This is a genomic window from Pseudonocardia sp. Ae331_Ps2 (assembly GCF_001932405.1).
Lineage (GTDB): Bacteria > Actinomycetota > Actinomycetes > Mycobacteriales > Pseudonocardiaceae > Pseudonocardia.
The window spans coordinates 3,874,969-3,898,901 of the sequence record NZ_MCIM01000001.1 but is presented as its reverse complement, the minus strand read 5'-3'; the positions used below and the strand labels follow the sequence as shown (position 1 = coordinate 3,898,901).

The 23,933-nt window shown below is 75.6% G+C and carries 25 protein-coding genes; 13 read left to right on the top strand and 12 right to left on the bottom strand.

All coding sequences use genetic code 11. The annotated features are described in order from the left end of the window. Positions 1-71: 71 nt before the first annotated feature. The 4 genes from Ae331Ps2_RS18710 to Ae331Ps2_RS18695 are packed head-to-tail and all read right to left on the bottom strand — an operon-like array spanning position 72 to position 3,084. Complete coding sequence (locus Ae331Ps2_RS18710; RefSeq protein ID WP_075307458.1) at positions 72-437, bottom strand: nitrile hydratase accessory protein; 366 nt, start codon at positions 435-437, stop codon at positions 72-74. After that, positions 434-1,021: a nitrile hydratase subunit alpha gene (gene nthA / locus Ae331Ps2_RS18705; RefSeq protein WP_075307460.1), complete on the bottom strand. Its 588-nt coding sequence runs from the start codon at positions 1,019-1,021 to the stop codon at positions 434-436. Before nthA ends, Ae331Ps2_RS18710 begins: the two co-directional genes overlap by 4 nt. After that, complete coding sequence (locus Ae331Ps2_RS18700; RefSeq protein ID WP_075307462.1) at positions 1,018-1,749, bottom strand: SH3-like domain-containing protein; 732 nt, start codon at positions 1,747-1,749, stop codon at positions 1,018-1,020. Before Ae331Ps2_RS18700 ends, nthA begins: the two co-directional genes overlap by 4 nt. Continuing rightward, positions 1,750-3,084, bottom strand: a complete 1,335-nt coding sequence (locus Ae331Ps2_RS18695; RefSeq protein WP_170918290.1) for an MSMEG_0569 family flavin-dependent oxidoreductase — start codon at positions 3,082-3,084, stop codon at positions 1,750-1,752. Positions 3,085-3,374: 290 nt separating this feature from the next. On the opposite strand from Ae331Ps2_RS18695, the gene Ae331Ps2_RS18690 reads away from it, so the two are divergent. From Ae331Ps2_RS18690 to Ae331Ps2_RS18660, 8 genes are all read left to right on the top strand, one after another. Next, positions 3,375-3,893, top strand: a complete 519-nt coding sequence (locus Ae331Ps2_RS18690; protein ID WP_020623507.1) for an MSMEG_0572/Sll0783 family nitrogen starvation response protein — start codon at positions 3,375-3,377, stop codon at positions 3,891-3,893. A 186-nt stretch (positions 3,894-4,079) separates the two neighbouring features. Then, positions 4,080-5,270 carry an MSMEG_0568 family radical SAM protein gene (locus Ae331Ps2_RS18685; protein ID WP_083695735.1) on the top strand — a complete coding sequence of 397 codons (1,191 nt, stop codon included), beginning with the start codon at positions 4,080-4,082 and terminating at the stop codon, positions 5,268-5,270. A gap of 2 nt (positions 5,271-5,272) precedes the next feature. Then, positions 5,273-6,799, top strand: coding sequence for an MSMEG_0567/sll0787 family protein (locus Ae331Ps2_RS18680; protein WP_233147608.1), 1,527 nt, complete (start codon positions 5,273-5,275; stop codon positions 6,797-6,799). Continuing rightward, positions 6,796-7,662 (top strand): carbon-nitrogen hydrolase family protein, encoded by an 867-nt coding sequence (locus Ae331Ps2_RS18675; RefSeq protein ID WP_020623658.1) that lies wholly within the window; start codon positions 6,796-6,798, stop codon positions 7,660-7,662. The genes Ae331Ps2_RS18680 and Ae331Ps2_RS18675 overlap by 4 nt, the downstream gene beginning before the upstream one ends. Before the next feature lies 1 nt (position 7,663). After that, positions 7,664-8,497 (top strand): carbon-nitrogen hydrolase family protein, encoded by an 834-nt coding sequence (locus tag Ae331Ps2_RS18670; RefSeq protein ID WP_075312088.1) that lies wholly within the window; start codon positions 7,664-7,666, stop codon positions 8,495-8,497. A 3-nt stretch (positions 8,498-8,500) separates the two neighbouring features. After that, positions 8,501-9,601, top strand: coding sequence for an MSMEG_0565 family glycosyltransferase (locus tag Ae331Ps2_RS18665; RefSeq protein WP_075307464.1), 1,101 nt, complete (start codon positions 8,501-8,503; stop codon positions 9,599-9,601). 66 nt (positions 9,602-9,667) lie between these two features. After that, on the top strand, positions 9,668-9,850 hold the full coding sequence (locus Ae331Ps2_RS31315) for a hypothetical protein (RefSeq protein ID WP_139318772.1): 183 nt from the start codon (positions 9,668-9,670) through the stop codon (positions 9,848-9,850). 355 nt (positions 9,851-10,205) lie between these two features. Next, on the top strand, positions 10,206-11,111 hold the full coding sequence (locus tag Ae331Ps2_RS18660; protein ID WP_075329763.1) for a hypothetical protein: 906 nt from the start codon (positions 10,206-10,208) through the stop codon (positions 11,109-11,111). A 262-nt stretch (positions 11,112-11,373) separates the two neighbouring features. Here the strand turns inward: Ae331Ps2_RS18660 and Ae331Ps2_RS18655 are convergent, their stop codons facing one another. The 5 genes from Ae331Ps2_RS18655 to Ae331Ps2_RS18635 form a co-directional block, all read right to left on the bottom strand. Next, the gene (locus Ae331Ps2_RS18655) at positions 11,374-12,588 is read right to left on the bottom strand and encodes a CdaR family transcriptional regulator (protein WP_075307466.1); all 1,215 of its coding nucleotides are present in this window, start codon (positions 12,586-12,588) and stop codon (positions 11,374-11,376) included. A gap of 71 nt (positions 12,589-12,659) precedes the next feature. Continuing rightward, complete coding sequence (locus Ae331Ps2_RS18650) at positions 12,660-12,851, bottom strand: ferredoxin (RefSeq protein WP_020622593.1); 192 nt, start codon at positions 12,849-12,851, stop codon at positions 12,660-12,662. After that, a complete protein-coding gene (locus tag Ae331Ps2_RS18645; RefSeq protein WP_075307468.1) occupies positions 12,851-14,269 on the bottom strand; it encodes a fatty acid desaturase in 1,419 nt (472 codons plus the stop codon). The genes Ae331Ps2_RS18650 and Ae331Ps2_RS18645 overlap by 1 nt, the downstream gene beginning before the upstream one ends. Positions 14,270-14,400: 131 nt before the next feature. Continuing rightward, positions 14,401-15,174, bottom strand: a complete 774-nt coding sequence (locus tag Ae331Ps2_RS18640; RefSeq protein ID WP_075307470.1) for an ABC transporter permease — start codon at positions 15,172-15,174, stop codon at positions 14,401-14,403. Beyond that, positions 15,171-16,112 (bottom strand): ABC transporter ATP-binding protein, encoded by a 942-nt coding sequence (locus Ae331Ps2_RS18635; protein WP_043277435.1) that lies wholly within the window; start codon positions 16,110-16,112, stop codon positions 15,171-15,173. The genes Ae331Ps2_RS18640 and Ae331Ps2_RS18635 overlap by 4 nt, the downstream gene beginning before the upstream one ends. 104 nt (positions 16,113-16,216) lie before the next feature. Here Ae331Ps2_RS18635 and Ae331Ps2_RS18630 point away from each other — a divergent pair, with 104 nt between their 5' ends. The 5 genes from Ae331Ps2_RS18630 to Ae331Ps2_RS18610 all read left to right on the top strand — a co-directional run bounded on the left by Ae331Ps2_RS18630 (position 16,217) and on the right by Ae331Ps2_RS18610 (position 20,219). Then, positions 16,217-17,350: a sensor histidine kinase gene (locus tag Ae331Ps2_RS18630; protein ID WP_083695733.1), complete on the top strand. Its 1,134-nt coding sequence runs from the start codon at positions 16,217-16,219 to the stop codon at positions 17,348-17,350. Further along, positions 17,347-18,051, top strand: coding sequence for a response regulator transcription factor (locus Ae331Ps2_RS18625; RefSeq protein ID WP_233147609.1), 705 nt, complete (start codon positions 17,347-17,349; stop codon positions 18,049-18,051). Before Ae331Ps2_RS18630 ends, Ae331Ps2_RS18625 begins: the two co-directional genes overlap by 4 nt. Positions 18,052-18,231: 180 nt before the next feature. After that, complete coding sequence (locus Ae331Ps2_RS18620; RefSeq protein WP_075307472.1) at positions 18,232-18,480, top strand: three-helix bundle dimerization domain-containing protein; 249 nt, start codon at positions 18,232-18,234, stop codon at positions 18,478-18,480. Positions 18,481-18,528: 48 nt separating this feature from the next. Then, positions 18,529-18,765, top strand: coding sequence for a hypothetical protein (locus Ae331Ps2_RS18615; RefSeq protein ID WP_139318774.1), 237 nt, complete (start codon positions 18,529-18,531; stop codon positions 18,763-18,765). 164 nt (positions 18,766-18,929) lie between these two features. Continuing rightward, positions 18,930-20,219: an aromatic acid/H+ symport family MFS transporter gene (locus Ae331Ps2_RS18610; protein ID WP_075329762.1), complete on the top strand. Its 1,290-nt coding sequence runs from the start codon at positions 18,930-18,932 to the stop codon at positions 20,217-20,219. A gap of 122 nt (positions 20,220-20,341) precedes the next feature. Here Ae331Ps2_RS18610 and Ae331Ps2_RS18605 read toward each other — a convergent pair whose 3' ends face one another. From Ae331Ps2_RS18605 to Ae331Ps2_RS18595, 3 genes are all read right to left on the bottom strand, one after another. Continuing rightward, positions 20,342-21,949, bottom strand: coding sequence for an NAD(P)/FAD-dependent oxidoreductase (locus Ae331Ps2_RS18605; RefSeq protein ID WP_075307478.1), 1,608 nt, complete (start codon positions 21,947-21,949; stop codon positions 20,342-20,344). 3 nt (positions 21,950-21,952) lie between these two features. Further along, positions 21,953-22,726 carry a cyclase family protein gene (locus Ae331Ps2_RS18600; RefSeq protein ID WP_075307480.1) on the bottom strand — a complete coding sequence of 258 codons (774 nt, stop codon included), beginning with the start codon at positions 22,724-22,726 and terminating at the stop codon, positions 21,953-21,955. A 123-nt stretch (positions 22,727-22,849) separates the two neighbouring features. Then, positions 22,850-23,824 (bottom strand): AraC family transcriptional regulator, encoded by a 975-nt coding sequence (locus Ae331Ps2_RS18595; protein ID WP_075307482.1) that lies wholly within the window; start codon positions 23,822-23,824, stop codon positions 22,850-22,852. Between the last annotated feature and the right edge of the window lie 109 nt (positions 23,825-23,933).

The following is a 23,933-nucleotide window of genomic DNA, read 5'->3' as shown; positions in this document are numbered from 1 at the left end:
TCCCCATTCGCGCGGGGTAATGCGCGGAATGCGACCACCGAACCATTCTGTGACGATCGGTGCACGTTCTCCTACCGAGCGTGGTCGGCGTGGTCGTGGTCGGCGTGGTCGTGGTCGGCGTGGTCGTGGTCGTGCCCGGCCGGGCGGGCGGCGAGGTCGGCGGCCCGGGTGAGCACCTCCGCCCCGTCGAGACGGCCCGCGGCGACGAGCGCGTCCTCACAGGCGGCGAGCCAGCAACCGTAGTAGGGGGCGGCGGGATCGGCGGCGATCCGCGCGACCAGCCGGTCGCGGAACCCGTCCCAGGTGAACACCCCCGCCTCGGCGAGCGCGACGGCCAGCCCGAACGCGCGCCCCTCCCAGGGCGCGGCGAACACCAGCTCCCCGTTGCTGCGCGGCGGGGCCGCGGGACCCGTGGTGTCGAGCACCGGCCCGCTCACGACGGCCCGGCCACGTCGGCGACCCCGACCATCGCGTCCCGCCCGACCAGCCCGGCGAGCTGCTCGACGGTGAACCCGTCGGTGCCGGCGGGTCGGCGCGGCAGCACGAGGTAGCGGACCTCGGCCGAGGAGTCCCACACCTCGATCCGGCGCTCCGGGGGCACGTCGAGCCCCATCTCGGCGAGCACGGTGCGCGGCTCGCGCACGACCCGGGCCCGGTAGGCGGGGTCCTTGTACCAGCTCGGGGGCAGGCCGAGGACCGGCCACGGATAGCAGGAGCACAGCGTGCAGACCACGACGTGGTGCACCTGGTCGGTCTGCTCCAGCACCACCATGTGCTCGCCCTGCGGTCCGCTGAACCCGAGCGCGGCGATCGCCGCCGTGCCGTCGCGCAGCAGCCACTCCCGGTACTCCGGGTCGGTCCAGGCGCGGGCGACGACCGTCGCCCCGTTCAGGGGACCGACGTCGCGTTCGTAGGTGCGCACGACCCCGTCGACGACGGCCGGGTCCACCAGCCCCCGTTCGACCAGCAGCTCCTCCAGCGCCGCGGTGCGCAGCGCCGGACCGGGATCGTCGTCGGTCATCGTGGCTCCAGGTAGGACTCGAACAGATCGGCGTGCACGATCACGTCCGGGTGCGCGCCGGGGCCCCACACGTCGGGGGCGGCGAAGGCCACGGTGTACACGTGCTCGGGGTGCTCCCCGGCGAACACCGCGTGGGTGTCGGGCAGCACGTGCGCGGGCCGGACCGCGGTCACGGCACCGGGCGCTCCGCGCAGATAGCGGGGCAGCTTGCACGGTCCCCGCCCGACCGGCCCCGCCGACGGCGCGGGCGGCGCGACGTCCGGGGGCTCCCGGCGGGCGCGGACCGGGTCGCCGGGGGCGAAGCGCGGCGCGGCGTCGACGGTGCGCAGCGACCCGGGCGCGGTGGGTGCGTAGTCGGGCTTCGCCAGGGGCGGGTCGGCCGGCTCGGGCACGTCCTCGCCGCGGGTGTGCCGGGCACGGGCCTCCACCGCGCCGGGAGCCAGCACGCCCGAGTCGACCAGCATCAGCTCGGCGGCATGCAGCCAGCGGCCGTAGTAACCGTCGTCGAGGTAGCGGGTGCGGTCCAACCGGGACAGCGCGTGCCGGAACGCGTCCAGGTTGCGTCCGGAGATCCGGCCCATGGTCAGCGCGGTCAGTGCAAACGCCCGCCCCTCCCATGCCCGGGCGAACGGCGGCTCGGGCTCGACGTCGCCCGGGGCGACGACCCGGCCCCAGCCCGTCGTCCCGCCCAGGTCGGCCGGGTCGTCAGGGTCGACGGACCCGTCCACTCAGGACCCCAGGGCCAGGACGTTGCAGACGTCGCCGCGGCCGCCGGTCGAGGTCAGGCCGCGCTGGGAGCGGATCCGCTCGGCGAGGAACGCCGCGTCGGCGCCCACCCCGGAGAACCGTCCGGACCCCCAGGTCCACTGCCAGGGCAGACCGAGGAAGAACAACCCGGGAACGCTCGTCACGCCGCGGCTGTGCACCGGCGAGCCGCGGCCGGTGAACACACCGAGGTCGACCCAGGAGAAGTCCTGCCGGAACCCGATGCACCAGACCACCGAGGTGATCCCGGTGTCGGCCAGCGCCAGCTCGGTGATCTCGCGCTCCGGGCGCCACACCGGGGTGTAGCGCTCCTCGACCGGGGCGTCGATCCCCTTGTCGGCGATCCAGCCGTCGATGGTGTCCTTGATGGACTCGCTGACCTCGTCGGCGTGGTCCAGGGAGGACTCCAGGTCGGGGGCGAAGGTGAGCCGCCCCGCGGCGTGGTCGGTGAGCGCGCCGTAGAGCCGCATGCCCTCGGTGGCGAAGCGGCGCAGGTCGATGTCGCGACCGCCGTCGCGGCCGGTCACGTAGTGGTTGGCCTGCGCGCGCACGGCCTCGCGACGCGGGTGCCGGGTGACCGGCATCCGGTAGTAGCCCATCTCGTCGAGCCAGTCGGTGACGTCGCGGCCCCGGTAGAAGCGGGCCACCCGCGGCGCGTGCCCGACGACGAGGTGCACCGTCCGTCCCTCCAGGTGCAGGTCCTCGGCGATCTGGGCGCCGGACTGCCCGGACCCGACCACCAGCACCTCCCCCGGCGGCAGCTGCCCGGGGTTGCGGTAGTCCTGGGACCCGATCTGCGTGATGCCGGCCGGCAGCGGCTCGGACAGCGGCGGGGTGAGCGGTGTGTGGTACCCGCCGGTGGCGACGACGACCTGGTCCGCGGTGCACCTCCCGGCGGAGGTCTCGACGACGAAGGTCCCCCGCTCGTCCTGGTGCACGCGTCTCACCTCGACGCCCTCGATCAGCGGCGGGTCGACGAACGCCCGGTAGGCCTCCAGGTAGTCGACGATCTCGCTGCGGACCATGAACCCGTGCGGGTCCGGCCCGGCGTAGGGGAAGTCCGGCAGGTCGCACTGCCAGTTCGGCGTGACCAGGCTGAACGTGTCCCAGCGGTGCCGCTTCCAGGACGAGGCGACGACGTCGCGTTCGAGGACGAGGTGGTCGATGCCGCGCACGTCCAGGCACCGGCTCATCGACAGACCCGCCTGCCCGCCGCCGACGACGACGACCGTCCGGTGCTCACCGTCCAGCTCGGCGGGCGGGGGACGCCGGTCCTCGCGTCGGATCATCGCGGTCATGGGGCCTCCTCGTGGGTGGTCGGGGAACGGACCCACCGTCGACCCGTCGCATTACCGAATCGTGTCGTTCGGACGACGGGAGTATTGCCCCGTGTTACGCAACACGACGGTCACACAGGGCCGATCCGGAATTGTTGTCGTAGTCCGCTCTCAACGTTCCGGCAACAGAACACTGGTGTCGTAGTGATCGCCGGAAACGGTGGGACCCGATCCCATCGCATTCTCCCTCTCCGGCGCTCCCACGCACACGTTTCCCGGCGTGGATCCGTCACACCACGAGGAGCATCCCCATGACCAGCGCCGAGCTGTCCGACGTCGAGAAGAAGAGCCTCGAGGAGATCCCGCACCCCTCGCTGCCCGAGGGTTCAAGCATCTACGGCGGGACGAAGGTCTTCCCCGACCTGCAGGCCGAGGACGGCGAGACCTACTTCACCCTGGTGCACGGCATCGCCCACGAGTCCTCGGTCAGCTTCGTGGCCGTGCTGCAGGCGACCCGTGCCCTGCGCAAGGGCTTCGAGTCGGCCATGTACTTCTACGGCCCCGGCTCGCTGAACTGCCTGGCCACCCGCGGCTTCCCGACCACCGGCACGTCCGCGTTCCCCGGCGAGCACAACATCAACGACCAGCTCAAGACCTTCATCGGCGAGGGCGGCAAGGTCTACTGCTGTCGCTTCGGGCTGTCGCTGCACGGTGCCCGCGAGGAGGACCTGATCGAGGGCGTCATCCCGACGCACCCGCTCGACGTCCAGGACGCCCTCATCTACTACGCCCGCAAGGGCGCGATCATCAACTCGACCTACCAGCTCTGAGGAGACGGCGGGACGCCGTCGCGTACCGGATCCCGCACCGAGATGCAGCACAGGGCGCCCCGTCGCCCGCCACGCCCGCCGTGGGCTGCGTCTCGGTGCGGCCGGGCGCACCGGTCGCCCCGCCGCACCCGGCCCGTCGCATCCGGCCCGTCGCACCCGGCCGTCGCATCCACGGAGGTCCGCCGCATGTCCGCACCGTCCCGTACCGAGCCCGGTCTGCGGGCCCGCGCCGAGCTCGCCGTCCGCGGCGTGGGGCTCGACCCCGACACCGACTCCGACACCGGTTCCGGCACCGGCGCTGACACCGGCACCCGGCCGGACCGACCCTCCGGCGTGACCGACCTCGGCTCGGTCATCCCGCTGCGCCGCCCCGGCGGGGCGGGACCGTCCGCGGACGGGCACGTGCTCGTCGACGGGCTGGCGACCACGGTCCCGATCGTCGCCGACTCCCCGTACCGGCTGCGGGACGGACGGCTGCTGCGCCGCGAGCCCGGCGGCGGCGTGACCGACATGGGCGTCGCCGTCGACACCGTCGCCCGGCCGGCGTTCTACGACCTCACCACCGCCGACGGCGTGTCCTACGAGAAGATCGCCCGCCTGCACGGCAACGACGTGCTCGCCTCGACGGTGGTGCAGACCTGCGTGCGCTACGGCGAGGCCGACCGCTGCCGGTTCTGCGCGATCGAGCAGTCCCTGGCCTCCGGCGCGACGACGGCGGTGAAGACCCCCGACCAGCTCGCCGAGGTCGCCGAGGCCGCGGTCCGCCTGGACGGGGTGCGTCAGATGGTGCTGACCACCGGCACCTCGAACGGCCGCGACCGCGGCGCCCGACACCTGCTGCGCTGCGTGCGCGCGATCCGCGAGCGCGTCCCCGCGCTGCCGATCCAGGTCCAGTGCGAGCCGCCCGCCCCCGACGACCTCGGCGTGGTCGCCGAGCTGGCCGCCGCGGGTGCCGACGCGATCGGCATCCACGTCGAGTCCCTCGACGACGACGTCCGCCGCCGCTGGATGCCCGGCAAGGCCACGGTTCCGCTGTCCCAGTACTGGGCGGCCTGGGACGAGGCCGTGCGGGTGTTCGGCCCGAACTCGGTGTCGACCTACCTGATCGTCGGTCTCGGTGAGGACCCCGACGAGCTCGTCGCCGGCGCGGCGGAGCTGGTCGCGGCCGGGGTGTACCCGTTCGTCGTCCCCTACCGGCCGCTGCCCGGCACCCTCGCGTTCGCCGACGGGGTGCCCGCACCCGCCCCGGACCTGCTCGCCGACGTCACCGAGCGGGTCGCCGCGGTGCTCCGCGCCGCCGGGATGCGCGGCGCCGACCAGGCCGCGGGCTGTGCGGCCTGCGGGGCGTGCAGCGCCCTGTCGGCGGCGGGGGGCTGAGCGTGAGCACCACCGACCCGCGCCCCCGCTTCGTGACCGGGAAACCCCGGCACCTGACCCCGGCACCGCGCTGGATCGCCGACGAGCTGCTCGGCGGCCGCCCGACCGGCGCGGGCGACCCGCCCGCGATCACGATCCGTGAGGCCCGCGCCGACGATGCGCGCGACCCCGGCGTCGCCGCGTACCGGGCGCTGCGCCGCGCGGTGTTCTGCGTCGAGCAGGGCCTGTTCCCCGACCGACCCACCGCCGACCTCGACGACCACGACGCCGACGGCCGCGTCGTCGTCCTGCTCGCCCACGACGCCGACGGGACCCTGCTCGGCGGGGTACGCCTCGGCCCGGCCAGGGCGGCCCACCCCGACATCGGGTGGTGGACCGGCAGCAGGCTGGTGGTGGCCCCCGCCGCACGCCGCCGCGCCGGTGTCGGGGTCGGCGCCGCGCTGGTCCGCGCCGCGTGCGCGCGCGCCGAGGCCGCGGGTGCCCTGCGCTTCGACGCCGACGTGCAGGCCGCGGGCGCGGTCCTGTTCGAGCGGCTCGGCTGGACCCGGGTGCGCGACAGCGTGGTCGCCGGGGCCCCGCACGTCACGATGCGGTGGCCGGTGACCCGCGTCCAGGATCTCGTCGTCGCCACCAAGGCCCCGTTGGGGGCGCTGGTCGGCGGGCTCGGCCCGGCCGGGTTCGTCGGCGACGACGGCGCCCCCGTCCCGGGCAGCGACCTGATCGCCTGCTGCGACGCGATCGTGCCCGCCATGGTCGAGCGCGACCCGGAATGGGCGGGCTGGGCCGGGGTGCTGGTCAACGTCAACGACCTCGCGGCGATGGGCGCCGCCCCCGTCGGACTGCTCGACGCCGTCGGCGCCCGGGACGCCTCCTTCGCCCACCGCGTGCTGAGCGGCGTGCGCGACGCGGCCGCCGCCTACGGCGTCCCGCTGCTCGGCGGGCACACCCAGCTCGACGTGCCCGCGTCGCTGTCGCTGACCGCGCTCGGGCGCACCGACCGGCCCGTCCCCGCCGGTGGCGGGCGAGCCGGGCACCGGGTGCGGCTCACCACCGACCTCGGCGGCGGCTGGCGACCCGGCTACGCCGGACGCCAGTGGGACTCGACCACCTCCCGCACCCGCGCTGAGCTCGCCGCGACCGTCGGCGCCATCGGCCCGGACGCACCGCACCGCCCGGCCGCCGCGAAGGACGTGTCGATGGCCGGGCTCGCCGGAACCCTCGGCATGCTCGCCGAGGCCTCCGGGGTCGGCGCCGTGCTCGACGTCGCCGCCGTCCCCCGCCCCGACGGTGCCACCGCGGGCGACTGGTTCACCTGCTTCCCCGGGTTCGGTCTGCTCACCGCGGACGACCCCGGCGCCCCCGCCCCCGACGCCGGTCCCGCGGTCTCCGCCGAGTGCGGCGAGCTCGTCCCCGGTGCCGGGGTCCGGCTGCGCTGGCCGGACGGCGAGGAGACCGAGGCCGTCGCCGCGGGCGTCACCGGCATGGGCCGCGCCGGCACCCCCGCCCCCCACCCTGAGGAGACCCGATGACGCCCACGACCTTCGGTGCCGCCGCGCAGGGCTTCGTCCGTGACCTCGACGAGGACTTCGACCGGATCGCCGCCACGATCGCCCGCGCCCGCGCGGCCGGGGTGCAGGTGCTCGCGCTGCCCGAGGCCGCGATGGGCGGCTACCTGTCGTCGCTGCACGACGTGCCCGGCACCCCGGCCGACCGGCCCCCGCAGCTGGACCCGGACGGACCGGAGATCCGGCGGCTTGCCGCGCTGGCCGGGGACATGGTCGTCGCGGCCGGGTACTGCGAGATCGGGGACGACGCGTCCGGCGGGCTGCCCTACAACTCCTGCGTCGCCGTCACCGGTGACGGGGTGCTCGGCCGGCACCGCAAGGTGCACCAGCCGATCAACGAGAACTCCAGCTACGCCGCCGGTGACCGGTTCGCCGCGTTCGACACGCCGTACGGCCGCACCGGCATGATGATCTGCTACGACAAGGCGTTCCCCGAGGCGGCCCGCGCGCTGGCCGACGACGGCGCCCGGACCGTGCTGTGCCTGTCGGCGTGGCCGGCGTCGCGGACCAACCGGGCCCCGGTGCTCGCCGACGACCGGTGGGCCCGCCGCTTCGACCTGCACGACCGCTCCCGGGCGCTGGAGAACCAGATCGTCTGGGTCTCGGCGAACCAGGCCGGTACCTTCGGCGACATGCAGCTGGTGGCGAGCGCGAAGATCGTCGACCCGGGAGGCGAGGTGCTGGCGACGACCGGCAGCGAGGCCGGTCTGGCCGTCGCGACCGTCGACGTCGACCAGTCCGTGGACGCCGCCCGCCGCGTGATGGGGCACCTGCGTGACCGCCGTCCGGCGGCCTACGGACCGGGTCCGGTCCGCGCGGGGGTGTGAGGTGCGTGTCGCCGCGGCGGCCGCGAACTTCACCCGGGACGTCGCGTTCGACCTGGAGCGGATCGGCGTGATCGTCGCGCACGCCCGGGAGCAGGGCGTGAGCGTGCTGGTGCTGCCCGACGGCGCGCTCGGCGGCTACGTGCACGACCTGCGCAGCCCCGACCCGGCCGACGACGCGGTGCTGCCGCCCGAGCTCGACCCGGACGGCCCCGAGGTGCGCGCGGTCGCCGCGCTCGCCAGGGAGATGGTGGTGTGCGTCGGGTTCTGCGAGGCCGGACCCGAGCCGGGGGTCCGCTGGAACTCCGCGGTCTGCCTGACCGGCGACGGCGTGCTCGGCAGGCACCGGAAGGTGCACCAGCCCGCGGGTGTGGCCGGGCTGTTCGCCGCCGGGGACGGGTTCACCGCGTTCGACACCCCCGCCGGCCGGATGGGGATGCTCATCGACCACGACAAGACCTTCCCCGAGTCGGCCCGCTCCCTGGCGCTCGACGGCGCGCAGCTGCTGGCCTGCCTGTCGGCCTGGCCGACCTCGCTGACCAACCGGGCTCCCCGGATGGCGCAGGACCGCCAGGCCCGGCTGTTCGACCTGTACGACCAGTCCCGCGCCGCGGAGAACCAGGTGCTGCTGCTCTCGGCGAACCAGAGCGGGCGCAACGGCTCGCTGCACTTCCTGGGCCGGGCGAAGGTCGTCGGGCCGGGCGGGGACATCCTGGCCCGCACCTGGTCCAAGGGCGGGCTCGCCGTCGCCGACGTCGAACCCGCCGAGATGATCGGCTCCGCCCGCGCGGTGCTGCACCACCTCAAGGAACGCCGACCCGACCTCTACCGGGGCTGAGCGGTGCGGATCCGGCTGTCCACCTACTCCACCAAGCCGCGCGGCGGGGTCGTGCACACCCTCGCGCTGGCCGAGGCGCTCGCCGCCGCCGGGCACGACGTCGCGGTGTTCTCACTGGCCCGAGGCGGGGACGCCGGCTTCTTCCGGGCCGTCGACCCCCGCGTCGCGGTGCACCTGGTCGAGGTGCCCGAGATCGACGGCGAGACCGTCGGCGCCCGCATCCTCCGCTCGATCGACCTCCTGGCCGCCGGGTTGGCCGAGGCCCCGCCCGTCGACGTGCGGCACGCCCAGGACTGCCTGTCCGCCAACGCCGAGGGTCGCGCGCACGGCTACGGCTCGCTGCTGCGCACCGTGCACCACCTCGACGAGTTCAGCACCCCCGAGCTGGCCGCCTGCCACGAACGCGCCCTGGTCGGACCGGCGGCGCTGGTGTGCGTCTCCCGGGCCGTCGCCGCCGAGGTGCGCGCCGGCTGGGGCCGGGAGGCGACCGTGATCGGCAACGGCGTCGACGCCGCCCGCTTCGCCCGGGCCGCCGACACCGGCGCCGGCTCGCCGTGGCGGGACCGGTTCGGTCGCTACGTGCTCTCGGTCGGCGGGATCGAGCCGCGCAAGGGCACCGCCGACCTGGTGGAGGCGATGGCGCTGCTCGGCCCGGGGGCCCGCCTGGTGATCGGCGGCGGCGAGACGCTGTTCGACTACCGCGACTACCGGTCCCGGGTGCTCGCCCGGGCCGAGGAGCTGGGCGTCGTCCCGGAGATCCTCGGCCCCGTCGACGACGACGCGCTCCCCGGTCTCATGGCCGGCGCGGCGGCGTTCGCGTTCCCGTCGGCCAAGGAGGGCTTCGGCCTGGCCGCGATGGAGGCACTCGCCGCCGGGGTCCCGCTGGTGACCCGGGACCTGCCGGTGCTGCGCGAGGTCTTCGGCGACGCGGCACGGTTCGCCCACGACCCGGCCGGTTTCGCCGCGGCGCTCGCCGACGCGCTGGCCGCCCCCGACCCGCGGCGCGCGGCCGCCGGGCGGGCACTGGCCGCCGCACACACCTGGTCGGCGGCGGCCGAGCGGCATGCGGACCTCTACCGCGCCCGTCTCGCCACCGTGGGGTGACGGCGGACACACCGACTGCGCTAGCCTGGGGCGACCACACGACGTCGACGTCCGGGGGGTACGCCGATGCCTGCTCACGAGGCACCCGCTGCGGCCACCGTCGTGCCCCTGTGCCGCGCCGCCCGCCACGGCGACGCCGCCGGGGCCCGCTGCCCGCACTGCGCCCGCCCCACCCGCGACGACCGCGACGCCGTCGTGCTGCCGCTGCCCCGCCTGCGCGGCCACGAGGTGCTCGCCGGCGAGCTCTGACCACCGGTCGCACATCGGTCGCGCACCGCTCCGCCCCCCGCGGTGGTGACCCGCCTGTACCCGCGCCGATCGCCCTGTACCTGCGCTGGTCCGCCGCCGCGCGGGCATCCTCGTTCGCGCGGTGATCCCTTGTTCGCGCCGTGATGCGCCGGGCGCGCGGTGATCCGCCGTGCGCACGGTGATCCGCTGCACGCACGGTGATCCGCTGCACGCGCGTGCCCGGATGCGCGCACCGAGCGGATCAGCGCGCGCACCGGGGATCACCGGTACCGGTGCCCGTCCACAATCGTGGGATTGCTCCACAGGAGGCGAACCCGTCCCGGTGTGGTGGCCGGATCCGGGCAGGGTCGGGACCGTGGACGAACCGCTGCTGCGCCGCGACCTGCTGAGACTCGGGACGACCGAGGCCGAGATCCGCACCGCCCTGCGCACCGGTCGCTGGACCGGTCTGCGTCCGGGCGTGTACCTGGAGACCGGCGACGAGCGTCTGCGGTTCGCCTCCACACGGCACGCGACCCTGGTGGAGGCGACGTTCCCCACCCTCGCCCCCGGGGCCGTGGTCAGCGGTCCCTCCGCCGCCGTGCGGCACGGCCTGCCGGTCTGGGGCGTCCCCCTGACCACGGTGCACGTCACCCGGGACCGCCCGTCCGGCGGGCGCGGCGGGCCGCGGCTGCGCGTGCACGCCTCACCCCTGGCCGACGGCGAGGTCGTCGACGTCGACGGCATCCCGACGACGTCGGTGGCCCGCACCGTCGTCGACGTGGCCCGCACCGCGCCGTTCGAGACCGCCGTGGCCGTCGCCGACGCGGCACTGCACCGGCATCTGGTCACGCCCGACCGTCTGCGCGACGCGGTGCTCGCCGCCTGCGGACGCCACGGGATCGGCCGGGCCCGGGCCGTCGTCGCGTTCGCCGACGCCCGCGCGGACGGGCCGGGCGAGTCGCGCAGCCGCGTCCGGATGGCGCGCCTGCACGTGGCGACCCCCGTACTGCAGCACCCCGTGCTCGACGACCGCGGTCACCGGATCGGCGTCGTCGACTTCTGGTGGCCGGACCACGGGGTGATCGGGGAGTTCGACGGCCTGGGCAAGTACGGGCGGTCGGTGCGTCCGGGAGAGGGCGCGGCGGACGCCGTCGTCTGGGAGAAGCGACGCGAGGACGCCCTGCGGGCCCGCCCCGAGGTGCGCACGGTCGTGCGCTGGACCTGGGACGACCTGGACGACTTCGCCGCCGTCGCGCACCGTCTCCCCCGCGCAGCATGATCCGCACCCCGCGCGGTGATCCGCTGTCCGCGCGTGCCCGGACGCGCGCGCGGAGCGGATCACCGCGCGGCGGTCGGATCACCGCGCGGCCGGCGGATCGACGCAGCGGCGGCAGGTCCGCGCAGCGGCGGCAGATCGATGCGAAGCCGGCAGATCCTCGCGACGCCGGCAGATCGGTGCGCCGGCAGGTCGGCGCTGCGGCGGATCAGCGCAGCGGATCAGCGCGGCGGATCAGCGCCGCGGACCGGCCTCGGGACCCCGGTCAGTCGGGCGGGCGCAGGACCGTCGACCCGAGTACGCGGCAGGCGAGCAGCGCCACCTCGACGTCGAGCCGGTCGTCGCCGAGGGGCCGGCCCCGCACCTCCTCGGCGCGGCGCAGCCGGTACTGCACGGTGTTCTTGTGCAGGTGCAGCTCGCCCGCCGCGGCGGCGAGGCTGCCGCCGCCGCGCAGGTAGGCCGCGAGGGTGTCGCGGAGCCGGGCGTGCTGCTCGTCGTCGATCGCGAGGTCGCCGAGGATCTCGGCGACCCGGTCGGCGAGCAGGTCGGTGCCCGCGTCGAGCAGCAGCAGCGGACCGAGGTCGTCGGCGGTGGTGACCGGCAGTCGGGCGGCGGGAACGGCGGCGGTGACGACCTCCTGCACCCGGCGGGCCCGGCGGTGCGCGCCGCGGAACCCGTCGAGGCCGCGGCCGGGTCCGCCGAGCGCGACCCACACCGGGCCGGGCGGCAGGGTGACCGGGCCACCCCCGCCCTGGTACCAGGCCCAGGAGGTGACCGCGTCCGGGGCGACGACCAGCGGGGCCCGCGAGCAGCCCAGGGCGACGCCGAGGTCGGCGACGGCGCGTTCCAGGGCCCGGCCGGGATCGGGGGCGTCCGGGTCGACCCAGAGCACCGCGGCCGCGTGCTCCCCCGCGACCGGGTGACCGAGCGCCGCCTCGACCTCGGTGACGGTCCCGCCGCGCCCGGCGAGCACGGCGTCGACCATCGCGAGCCGGGCGGCGTCGCGGCGGCGGACCCAGCCGTCGCGTTCGGCCTGGTGGACCGCGACCATCTCCTCGGAGACCCGGTCGACGTAGCCGAAGGCGACCGCCGTGAGCGCGCCGACGGCGTCGCCGACCTCGGCGGTCCCCAGCCCGGACCCGGCGATGCGGCCGATGAGCTCCTGCTGGAACACCGACTGCCCCAGCCGGTAGGCCCGCAGGACGACCGTGACCGGAACCCCCTGCTGGGCGAGGCGGCGGGCGATCTCCCCGGCGACCGGGGGCAGCGGCACCTCGTCCGGCGCCCGGCCGGTCAGCACGGCCAGCGCCCCCTCCAGCGACCCCTGCACGGTGGCGACCAGCAGCTCGCGCACGCGGGGGTCGCGGCCGAGCTCGGGCAACCCGGCGTCGATCTCGGCGAGCACCCGGGCGCCGAGCGCCTCGACGTCGTCGCGGACCTCGGTCGCGAGGCGGGCGAGCAGGTCGGTCACCGTCGACACGGGACCGACCGTAGCGCGACGCCCGCCCGGCTCCGGGGATCCGGTGCGGGGCGGGCGTCGCGCGGAGGTGCTCAGCTCTCCAGGGCCAGCGCGCGGGCGGGGCAGGCGCGGACGGCGGCGTCCACGTGCGACCGCTCGGACTCGGGCGGGTGCTCGTCGCGGACGACGACCACGTCGTCCTCCCCCACCTCGAACCAGCCGTCGGCCATCGCCTCACACATCCCGATGCCCTGGCAGGCGTCGAGGTCGGCGACGATGCGCATCAGACCTCCTCGGTGGTGAGCGCGACGAAGTCGACCTTCTCGCGGACCCCGCAGTCCGGGCAGCACCAGTCGTCGGGGATCTGCGACCACGGGGTGCCCGCCGGGAAGCCCTCGGCCTCGTTGCCCACGGCGACCTCGTAGGTGTAGCCGCAGCCGGGGCAGCGGGCGGCGGTGACGGCGTCGCTCTGGGCCCGCCGGGTGACGTCGGCCGCGGTCTCCGCGGCCGGGGCCGGGTCGGCGGGCGGCGGGTACGCGGCGAGCAGCTTCTCGCGCTTGCCGGGCTGCAGGTTGGCGTAACGCAGGTCGCCGTCGTAGTGGGCCACCACCAGCGGGTCCATCAGCCGGCGGAACACCGGCGGGACGGTCGCGGCCAGCATCATCCCGGTGTAGCCGGTCGGCAGGACCGGGGCCTCCGGGAAGTCGCGCAGCGTCTGGAACCGGCGGACCGGGTTCGCGTGGTGGTCGGAGTGGCGCTGCAGGTGGTAGAGCAGCACGTTGGTGGCGATGTTGTTGGAGTTCCAGGAGTGCTCGGGCAGCACGCGCTCGTAGCGGCGGCGGTCCGGCGGGCCGACCTTCTGGCGCAGCATCCCGTAGTGCTCCATGTAGTTCACCAGCTCGAGCAGGGTGAACCCGAAGACGGCCTGGATCAGCAGGTAGGGCAGCACGCCCCAGCCGAACAGCGCGATGATCGCGCCCCAGAGCACCACCGACATCAGCCAGGCGTTCAGCACGTCGTTGCCGATCCGGAACGGGTGCCGGTCGCGGCGGGCGTAGCGCTTGCGCTCCAGGCGCCAGGCGCTGGTCAGCGAGCCCAGCACGGTGCGCGGCCAGAAGCGGTAGAAGCTCTCGCCCATCCGGGCCGAGGCCGGGTCCTCCGGGGTGGAGACGCGCACGTGGTGGCCACGGTTGTGCTCGACGTAGAAGTGGCCGTAGAAGCTCGGGGCGAGCGCGATCTTCGCGGCCCAGCGCTCGACGTCCTCGCGCTTGTGGCCCAGCTCGTGGGCGGTGTTGATCGCGACGCCGGCGACGGTGCCGAGCGTGATCGCGAGGCCGATGTTGCCGACCACCGGGGCGCCCGCGGTGGCGATGTACCACATTCCCGCGAACAGGCCCGCGTACTGCAGCGGGAGGTAGGCGTAGGTGACCCAGCGGTAGTAGCGGTCCTCCTCCAGCTCCTCCATGATCTCGTCCGGCGGGTTCGTCGGGTCCTTGCCCGCGAACAGGTCGATCACCGGGACGATCACGAGGACGACGATCGGGCCCAGCCACAGCGCCACCGACCAGCCGGTGGCCAGGTGCAGCCCGATCGCGAGGAACGGGAGCACCGGCACCAGCAGGCCGAGCAGCCAGGCGTAGCGCTTGCCGTCCTGCCAGGTGTGTTCACCGTTCACCGGTTCGGACAGTGCATAGGTCCGCATCGGGTTCCTCCTCGCGTCGGCTCTGACGGAACGTCGCGAGCAGACGTTAGGGAGATCGGTCCGCGATTCCTCGGTCGTCGGGACCGAAGATCGGCGCCCCGTTCGGTCCCGCGGACCGAACGGGGCCCTGTTCAGCGGTCCCAGCGGAACAGCTGGACCGCGCCCACCGCACCGACCAACACCGCGACGACCAGCCCGACGACGGCGCCGGTGTCCGGCGGGACCCCGCGCCACGCCGTGCCGAGCAGCTCCGACGTCGCGCCGTAGGGCAGGGTCCGGCCGATCTCGGCGAGCGGGCCGGGCAGCGTCCGCGGGTCGCCGAACATGCCGCCCAGGAGCCCCGTGGCGAAGAACAGCAGCACCCCGCCCGCGACGGCCGCGTTCGCCGTCGGCGCCAGCGCCGCGACCAGCGCCCCCACCGCGAAGAACGCCGCCGTGCCCAGGACGAGCCCGCCCAGCGCCGCCCACGGCGCGGCGGGCATCCGCGCGCCGAACACCGGCACCGCGACCGCCAGCGCGACGCCGACACCGGCCGCGACCTGCCCGACCCCGACGACCGCCTGCGCGACCAGCACCGGGGCCGGGCCCGCGGGGGTGACCCCGAGCCGGCGCAGGACCCCGCCGCGGCGGTAGGACGCGACGAAGCTCGGCACGTTCACCATGCCGACCAGTGCGAGCACCGTGGCGACCGCGATCGGGAGCCCGACGACCTCCACCACCGAACGGCCACCGAGCACGTCGGGGGGCAGCTCCGGCACCGTCGCGCCGACCATCACCAGGATCAGCAGCGGCAGTACCAGCGGGACCACCAGTCCCGCGGTGTCCCGGGCGACCATTCTGGACTCCGCGGCGACGAGTGCCCGCCACCCGGCGAGCGGCAGCCCGGACCGGACCGGGGCGCTCACGCCGCCACCTCCCCCGCCGTCGCCGGGCGGTCGGCGCGGACCCGGTGCCCGGTCAGCGCCAGGAACGCCTCGTCGAGGCCGGGGCGCTCGGCACGCAGCCCGGTGGCGACGACACCCTGCCGGACGAGCTCCGCGCCGACCGGGCCGAGCAGCTCGCCCTCGCCGGTCACGGTGACGTCGTGCCCGACCCGGCAGACCTCCGCGACGCCGGGCAGGGCGAGCAGCGCGGCCCGGTCGAAGGCGGCGTCGGTCCGGAACCGGACGCGGTCCGCGAGCCCGGCCGCCGCGACGAGCCCGGCCGGGGCGGCGTCGGCGACGACCCGGCCGGCGTCGAGCAGCAGGACCCGGTCGCAGAGCCGCTCGACCTCGTCCATCCGGTGGCTGACCAGCAGCACCGCGACCCCGTCGGCGGTGAGGTCGCGCACCAGGTCGAGCACGGTCTCCCGGGAGGCCGGGTCCAGACCGGTGGTCAGCTCGTCGAGGATCACCACCCGGGGTGCCCCGACCAGCGCGAGCGCCACCGACAGGCGCTGGGCCTGGCCGCCGGAGAGCCGGTCGAACCGGGTCCCGGCCTGCGCGGACAGCCCGACCGCCTCGAGCAGCTCCACCGGGTCGCGCCCGGTGCGGTGCAGGGACCGGTGCAGGTGCACCAGCTCGGCGGCGGTGAGCATGTCGTGCAGGGCGGCCTCCTGCAGCTGCACCCCCAGGACCGCGCGGACGGCGCGTCGGTCCCGGCGCGGGTCCAGCCCGAGCACCCGTACCGTGCCGGAGTCGGGGGCGCGCAGCCCCGCGACGCACTCGACGGTCGTCGTCTTGCCGGCCCCGTTGGGTCCGAGCAGCCCGACGACCGACCCCGCGGGCACCGACAGGTCGACCCCGTCGGCGGCCACCGTCTCGCCGTAGCGCTTGTGCAGCCGGTGCACCTCGATCGCATCCATGCCGGTCACAGTGGCGGCCGGACCGGGGCCGGGGTCAGTGCCGGACGTCGTGAACCCGGGCCATGACTTCCGGCACTGGGGACCCCGCCGCACCGTGCCCTACCGTGTCCGACGTGCGCCGGATCGACCCGAACGTCGTGGCCGGACTCATCATGAGTGTGCTGTGCGGGGTCCTCGCCGTCCCGGTGGCGCTGGAGCAGGCCGCCGGCGCCGCGAGCCCGCTCGGCCCGCCGTGGCTGTGGTGGGTCGCCTACGCCGCGTTCCTCGTCGCGCTGGTGGTGGGGGGCTGGCTGGACGAGGTCGTCGGCGTGACCGCGACCCGGGCGCTGCTCGCGCTGATGGTGGTCGCCGCGGCGGCGCTGGTCCTGATCGGCGCGCCGTTCGGCTGGCTGCCGATCTTCCTGGTCGTGACCGCGGCCATCTCCACCTACCACCTGCCGGGCCGGGTCACCGCGGCGATCGTCGTGGTCAACGTCGGGGTGGCCGCGGTGGCGACGCTGATCGCGGGGGATTCGGTGCAGGTCGCGGCGGTGACCGGCGCGATCTACCTGCTGCTGCAGAGCGCCTCGGTGCTGCTCCTCGTGACGCTGCACCGCGAGGAGGCGTCACGACGGCGGCTGGCCGCCGCGCACGCCGAGCTCGCGGCCGCGGGCGCCGCGCTCGCCGAGACCAGCCGGACACAGGAACGGCTGCGGATCTCCCGCGAGCTGCACGACCTCGTCGGGCACCAGCTCACCGCCCTCGCCCTGGAGCTGGAGATCGCCACGCACACCGGCGCCGACCCGGGCGGGCACGTCGCGCGGGCCCGCACGCTGGCCGGTGACCTGCTCACCGACGTCCGCACGACCGTCGGGCAGCTGCGCGGCCGCGCCCCGGACCTGGCGGCCACCCTGGAGAGGATCGCCGGGCAGCTGCCCCGCCCGGTGGTGCACGTGTACGTCGCCGACGGGGTCGCCGCCGACGAGGAACGGACCCTCGCGGTGGTCCGCTGCGTGCAGGAGATCCTCACCAACGCCATCCGGCACGGCGACGCGGACACCGTGTGGATCGACCTGTCCCCCGTCCCCGGCGGCGGCCTGCGGCTGTCCGCCCGCGACGACGGCCGCGGCCCCGCCGCCGACGTGGTCCCCGGGAACGGGCTGCGCGGCCTGGCCGAACGGGCCGAGGCGTTCGGCGGGTCGGTCGACTGGGGCCCCGCCGCACCGCGCGGGTTCGTCGTCACGGCGGTGCTGCCGTGACCGGGCCCACGACGTCCGGTGGCCGGCCGGTGCGCGTGGTGCTCGTCGACGACCAGACCCTGGTCCGGCACGGCATCCGCGGGCTGCTCGGCCTGGCCGACGGGGTCGAGGTCGTCGCCGAGGCCGGGGACGGCGCGGAGGGGGTGGCCGCCGTCGTCGAGCACGACCCGGACGTGCTGCTGCTGGACCTGCGCATGCCCCGTCACGACGGGCTGTGGGCGCTGGCCGAGCTGCGCTCGCGCGGGCTCGACGTGCCGGTGCTCGTCCTCACCACCTTCGACGACGACGAGCTGGTCCTGTCCGCGCTGCGCGCCGGGGCCCGCGGATACCTGCTCAAGGACGTGACCCTCGACCAGCTCGTCGGCGCGGTGCGGACCCTCGCCGACGGCGGCACCCTGATCAGCCCGGCCGTCACCGACCGGTTGCTGCGCGCGGTGCGCGACGGCCCGCCCCCGGCCGACGACGGCTCCGGCGTCGCCCCGCAGGACCTGTCGGCCCGCGAGGTCGAGGTGCTGCGGCTGCTCGCCGCCGGGCACAGCAACCGTGAGATCGCGCAGGTCCTCGTGCTGGCGGAGGGCACGGTGAAGAACCACGTGTCCAGCGTGCTGCTGAAACTGGGCACGCGGGACCGGACCCGCGCGGTGCTGCGGGCCCTGCACCACGGCCTGCTCGACCCGCCACGGGGCCGGGACGGGGCCTGACCCGGCCGTCCGACGGTGACGTGGCGGCGGGTCACGATCGCGCTCCGTGGTCACGGGTGTCACCCGTTCCGACGCGATTGAGCTGCCCGTTCCCGGGTAACCCTCACTCAGCCGGGTGAGGATCGACGGAAGGATCGTCATGACCGACACACAGAGGGTCCTCCGTTCCGGACTCCGTCGGTGTCGTCGTCGGACGGGCGCCTGCCGCCGATCCGCCGGCGGCCTCCGGTGACGCCGGACCTCGCCCGGGCCACCGACGCCGTCAGCAGGCTGATCGACGAGCTCGGTCCGGCCGTCAGCCGGGACGCCGTGGTCGCCGCCGTCGCGCAGGCCTGTGACGACCTGCGCGGCAGCCCGGTGGGTGCGCTGCCCGAGCTGGTCGAGCGGCTGGCCAGGGCCCGCCTGGAGCAGTCGACCGCAGGCCTCTGAGCCGCCCGCTCCGGCATGGGGAGCCGGGCGTCCGGGTACCCCCGCCCGATGAGCGACGACGAGAACGACACCGGACGCGCGAGTCCCCCGATCGACCCGGCACGTGCGCTCGACGAACTCGAGGAACGCGTGCTCGGCAAGCGGGTCGACGCCGGCGACACCGAGGCCGACCGCGAGGAGTCCTCGGACGACACCACGTCGGAGGGCTCGGCCGAGCCGGAACCCGTCGAGGGTGCCGGCGAGCCGGGCGACGCCGGAACCGGGGTGGACGCCCCCACCGACTGAGGCCGTCCCGCCCATCGGGCGCTCCCCGCGGGCCCCGGCACGGTCGTCCGGGTCCGGACGCAGCCCGACCGGACCCGGACGCACTGCGTCATGTCCCGACGGTGACGTACGGAACACAACCGACATAAGGTGCCTTCTCGACGATGCCGTCCCAGGAGGTACCAATGACCGACGTGTCCGACCGTTCCGCACCACCGGGTACCGGGACCCGTTCCCGCGCCTGGGTCATCGCCCTGTGCTGGACGGCGATCGTCGTCGACGGCTACGACCTCATCGTCTACGGCACCGTGCTGCCCACCCTGATCTCCGGCGAGTGGGCGCTCGACGCGGGCACCGCGGGCTGGATCGGGTCACTGGCACTAGTCGGCATGCTCGTCGGCGCGCTGCTCGCCGGGACCGTCACCGACCACATCGGCCGACGCCGACTGATGATCATCTGCATCGCCTGGTTCTCGGTCGCGATGGCGCTCTGTGCCCTCGCGCCGTCCCCGGAGGTGTTCGGCCTGCTGCGGTTCGTCGCGGGCATCGGGCTGGGCGGGGTGGTGCCGACCGCGATCGCGCTGACCGTCGAGTACGCCCCGGCCGGGCGGCGCAACGCGGCGAACGCCCTGATGTTCTCCGGCTACTCCGTCGGCGGCGTCGTCGCGGCGCTGTCCGGGATCGTGCTGCTGGAGCAGCTGGGCTGGCGGGCGCTGTTCTGGATCGGCGCCGGGGTCGGCGCGGTGCTGCTCCTCGTCGTCGCCGTGGCGCTGCCGGAGTCGGTGGCCTACCTGGTCGGGCACGGTCGCCGCGCCGAGGCGGCCGCGCTGGCCGCCCGCTACGGGATGCCGGTCCCCGACGACGCCCCGCCCGGTGCCGGCCGCGCCGGGCTGCGTGCGCTGCTCGACCGCCACCACCTGCGCGGCACGCTGCTGTTCTGGGTCGGCACCGGGTTCGGGCTGCTGCTGGTCTACGGCCTCAACACGTGGCTCGCCCAGATCATGCGCCAGGCCGGCTACCCGCTGGGCGGGGCACTGGCGTTCCTGCTGGCGCTCAACCTGGGCGCGATCGTCGGGGCGCCGCTGCTCGGGGCGCTCGCCGACCGCATCGGGCCGCGCCCGGTCGTCACCGGGATGTTCCTCACCGCGGCGGCGTCGATCCTGCTGCTGATGAACCGCTTCCCGACGCCGGTGCTGCTCGGCCTGATCGCCGTCGCCGGGGCCTGCACGATCGGCACGACGATCATCGTGAACTCCTACACCGCCACCTTCTACCCCGAGCACCTGCGCGCCGCCGGGCTCGGCTGGTCGCTGGGGATCGGCCGGATCGGGGCCATCGCGGGTCCGCTCTACGGCGGCGTCGTGATGGCGACCGGGGCCGGGTTCGCCGCGAACTTCCTCGCCTTCGCGATCCCCGCCGTGCTCGGCGCGATCGTCATGGTGCTGGTGCCGCGGGGCGCCGCGACGCACCCGTGACGGGGCACGTGCGCAGGCCGCGCGCGACCGTCGACACCACCGGATGATCGCCGGGAGTGGAGCGCGCAGCGCAGTGCGCCGCCCCGTGCACTCCACTCCCGGCGATCACCGACGGCCCGGCGTCACCGCCCGGACAGGCGCGAGCGCAGCCGCGCCACCGGCCCGGGGGTCGCGAGCCGGTCGGCGACCAGGAACCCCGACGCCCCGCCCAACCCCGGACCGGGGTGGGTGGACGCGCCGATCTGCCACAGCCCGGGCACCGGCGTCGCGTGCCCGCCGGAGGTCGGCAACGGCCGCCACCAGAAGTTCTGGTCCAGCTCGGCCGACCCGGCGTAGGGGTCCCCGCGCAGCGCGTTCGGGTTGTGCGCGGCGATCGCGGTCGGGTCGAGCACGTCGACCCGGCCGACGAGCTCGCGCAGGCCCGGCGCGTGCGCGGCGACCCGGTCGAGGACCCGCTCGGCGTAGCCCTGGGTGAGGGTGGCGTCCCAGCCGTCGGCGGTGTCCAGCTCGCCCGCCGCGTCGCCGACCGGGGCGAAGGGCAGCTCCTGGAGCTGCAGCCACAGCGCGGCGGCGCCCTCGGGGACCCGGGTCGGGTCGAGCACGTGCTGCTGCCCCACGACGACGGTCGGCCGGCGCGGCAGCAGCCCCGCCTCCGCCTCGGCGCAGGCGATCGCGGTCGAGTCGGACCCGTCGCAGACGTGGACCAGGGGGACCTCGCGCAGCCGGGTGTCGGCCCACGGGACCGGCCCGGACAGCGTCACGTGGATCTGCATCGCGGCCCGACCCGGGCGGTAGCGGGCGGCGGCGTCGGCCACCGGCGGCGGCACCACGGTGGGCGGGAGCAGCGAGCCGTAGAGCGCCGGCGGGGTCACCGAGGCCAGCACCGCGCGCCGCGCCCGGAACGCGAACCCGTCACCGGCGACGCCCGTCGCGCGCCCGGAGGCGACCGTGACCCGCTCGACCCGGCAGCCGGTGTGCACCGCGACGCCGAGCTCGTCGAGCAACCGCTCCCAGGCGGTGAGGAAGTGGCCCGCCCCGCCGGTGACGACCGGCAGCCCGGCACCGTGCATGGTCGCGGCGAAGATCGGGACCATGAGCCCGCCGGACGCGGAGTCCGGGGCCAGGCCGGCGTGCAGCAGCCACGGCGCCCAGAGCCGGTCGGTCTCCGGACCGGTGAACCGGGCGCGCATCCAGGACCGGCCGGAGGTCAGCGCGTCGCGGGCGTAGGTCTCCATCCCGGCGACGCCCGCGGCGCGGGCCAGCGTCGCGACCGGGCCGAGCGTGCCGGGGGCGTGCAGCTCGGCGCCGAGGAGCCCGCCGATCCCGGCGGCGTGCGCGCCGAACCGGTCGACCATGGCGCGGTAGGCGTCGCGGTCGGCCGCCTCGGCGAACCCGGCGACGGTCGCCTCGACCGACCGGTGGGCGAGCGCGACCGAGCCGTCGCCCGCGACCGTCGCGGTGAGCGGGCCGTCGGTGTTGGCGTAGGCGAGGCCGTGCCGGTGCAGGTCGTCGCCGAAGGCGGCGTAGGCCGGGCCGGTGACGAACAGCGGGTGCCAGCTCGACCAGGTGTCGTGGACGAACCCGTCGTGCTCCTCGGCGGCGACGAACCCACCGACCCGGTCGTGGTCGTCGACGAGCGCGACCGACCAGCCCCCGCGGGCGAGTCGGGCGGCCGCGGCCAGACCGTTGATGCCGCCGCCGACGACGACGGCGTCGTACGTGGCGTGCACGGCTCAGCCCTCGACCAGTGCGAGCACGCGCGCCGGGCTGCCCGAGCCGCCGACGATCGGCAGCGGGCACACCACCAGCACCGCGCCGGTGGCCGGGAGCTGGTCGAGGTTGCGCAGGCTGGTCAGCCCCCACTTGTCCGCGCCCATCAGCTCGGAGTGGCACGGGAACGCCGGCTCCAGGTTCGGCGCCTGCCCCGCGTCGGTGCCCACGGTCTCCACGCCCAGGCCGGTGATCGGGGTCTCGCGCGCCAGCCACCGCGCGCACTCCGGGGCGACGCCCGGGGTGTGCGGGCCGTTCTCGTCGGCGTTGGCGAAGGCCGCCCCGTCCTCGCCGCGGGCGGACCACCCGGTGCGCAGCAGCAGCCACCCGCCCGCGGGCAGCGGGCCGTTCTCCGCCTCCCACGCCGCGACGTCGGCGATCTGCAGCAGGTAGTCGGGGTCCTTCTCGGCCTCGGCGGTCCGGTCGATCACCGCGACCGGCGCGACGAGGGTCGACAGCGGCGCCTGCGAGACGTCGAGGCCGTCCCTGCCGGTGATCCAGTGGTTGGGCGCGTCGAGGTGGGTGCCGGTGTGCTCGCCGGTGCGGATGTTGTTCCAGTACCAGGCCGGGCCGCGGTCGTCGTAGCGGGAGATCTCCTCCAGCTCGAACCGCGCGGTCTGGCCGAACGGCTCGGGCAGCTCGAGGATCGGCGTCGAGGCCTGCAGCGGGGTCGTCAGGTCGACGACCCGGACCGAGCCGGAACGCGCGGCGTCGAGCAGGGCGGAGAGGACGGACACGGGGACCTCCAGGTCGGTCGGGACGTGCCGGACAGCTTCGTCGCACCGATGCGTGTCCGGCCATCCGTTCCGCGCGGCGGCTGTCCGCTCAGGGTCAGCCGCCCAGGGGTCGGCCGCCCGGGGTCAGCCGCGCAGGGTCTCCGACGGCGACTCCCCGAACCGCTCCCGGTAGGCGACGGCGAACCGGCCCAGGTGCGCGAAGCCCCAGTCCGCGGCGACCTGGGACACCGTGCGCCGGGTCGGGTCGGACTCGGTGAGCTCGGCCCGCACACCGGCCAGCCGTGCCTCGCGCAGCCGCGCGGTCGGCGTGGTGTCGAGGTGGCGGCGGAAGCCCTCCTGCAGGCTGCGGACCGAGAGCCCGACGGCCTCGGCGACGTCGTCGACGGTCAGTGGCTCGCGCGCGTGCCCCTCGATCAGCGCCTCCGCGCGGCGGATCACCTTCGGCACCGCGGGCGGCGGGTCGGCCGCGGCGAGCAGCTCGTCGCTGGACGAGTGCGGCACCGCGGCGAGCAGCTGGCTCATCAGCAGCTGCTCGGCCTGGGCACGCAGCACGGGGTGGGTGAGGCCGCCGGGGCCGTCGAGGTCGGTGCGGACCATGTCCACCGTCGACAGCCAGGACCGCGCGGCCGGGGTGGTGAGGTCGACGCTGGTCGCCAGCCGCAGCGGCTTCGACGGCGGGCGGCCCAGCAGCCGGTGCAGCTGCCCGGTCAGCGCCTCGCGCTCGACCCGCACGATGAGCTGCTCGTTCCCGGACTCCCAGGTCATGTCGAGGCCGGCGTCCGGGTCGGGCACCGACGCCGTGCGGGCGTCGGAGACGACCTCGGTGCCGCCGGTGCGCACCAGGGCGCGCCCGGAGAGCGGGATCTGGACCAGGACGAACGAGCGCAGCGGCTGCGGCCTGATCCGTACCGCCGACCCGTAGGACAGGTAGGACAGCCCGACCGCCCCGAACGCGGCCGTGTTGAACCGGACCGGCGCCGGTGTCGCCCGGTCCACCGGCTCCAGCCGGTGCGGGCAGAACACCTCGCCGACCCGCTCGCGGGCCTCCTCCAGGTCCGGCGAGTGCACCCGTCGGAAACCGCTCAGCACCTCGGTCATGGCACCTCCTCGTGCTCGACCCCGGTTCGTGCGTCCCGGCCGCGTCCCACGGACAGCGACCGCGTGGTGGGGATAGTCACGCCCACCATATAGCCAAATGATGACTGCC

Excerpts from the sequence above, each read along its gene's own strand:
- Ae331Ps2_RS31315 (WP_139318772.1), top strand. The coding sequence starts at position 9,668 with ATGCCTGCTCACGAGGCACCCGCTGCGGCCACCGTCGTGCCCCTGTGC.
- Ae331Ps2_RS18595 (WP_075307482.1), bottom strand. The coding sequence starts at position 23,824 with ATGACCGAGGTGCTGAGCGGTTTCCGACGGGTGCACTCGCCGGACCTG.
- nthA (WP_075307460.1), bottom strand. The coding sequence starts at position 1,021 with ATGACCGACGACGATCCCGGTCCGGCGCTGCGCACCGCGGCGCTGGAG.
- Ae331Ps2_RS18635 (WP_043277435.1), bottom strand. The coding sequence starts at position 16,112 with ATGGATGCGATCGAGGTGCACCGGCTGCACAAGCGCTACGGCGAGACG.
- Ae331Ps2_RS18690 (WP_020623507.1), top strand. The coding sequence starts at position 3,375 with ATGACCAGCGCCGAGCTGTCCGACGTCGAGAAGAAGAGCCTCGAGGAG.
- Ae331Ps2_RS18645 (WP_075307468.1), bottom strand. The coding sequence starts at position 14,269 with ATGCGGACCTATGCACTGTCCGAACCGGTGAACGGTGAACACACCTGG.
- Ae331Ps2_RS18650 (WP_020622593.1), bottom strand. The coding sequence starts at position 12,851 with ATGCGCATCGTCGCCGACCTCGACGCCTGCCAGGGCATCGGGATGTGT.
- Ae331Ps2_RS18615 (WP_139318774.1), top strand. The coding sequence starts at position 18,529 with ATGAGCGACGACGAGAACGACACCGGACGCGCGAGTCCCCCGATCGAC.
- Ae331Ps2_RS18685 (WP_083695735.1), top strand. The coding sequence starts at position 4,080 with ATGTCCGCACCGTCCCGTACCGAGCCCGGTCTGCGGGCCCGCGCCGAG.
- Ae331Ps2_RS18675 (WP_020623658.1), top strand. The coding sequence starts at position 6,796 with ATGACGCCCACGACCTTCGGTGCCGCCGCGCAGGGCTTCGTCCGTGAC.
- Ae331Ps2_RS18695 (WP_170918290.1), bottom strand. The coding sequence starts at position 3,084 with ATGACCGCGATGATCCGACGCGAGGACCGGCGTCCCCCGCCCGCCGAG.
- Ae331Ps2_RS18610 (WP_075329762.1), top strand. The coding sequence starts at position 18,930 with ATGACCGACGTGTCCGACCGTTCCGCACCACCGGGTACCGGGACCCGT.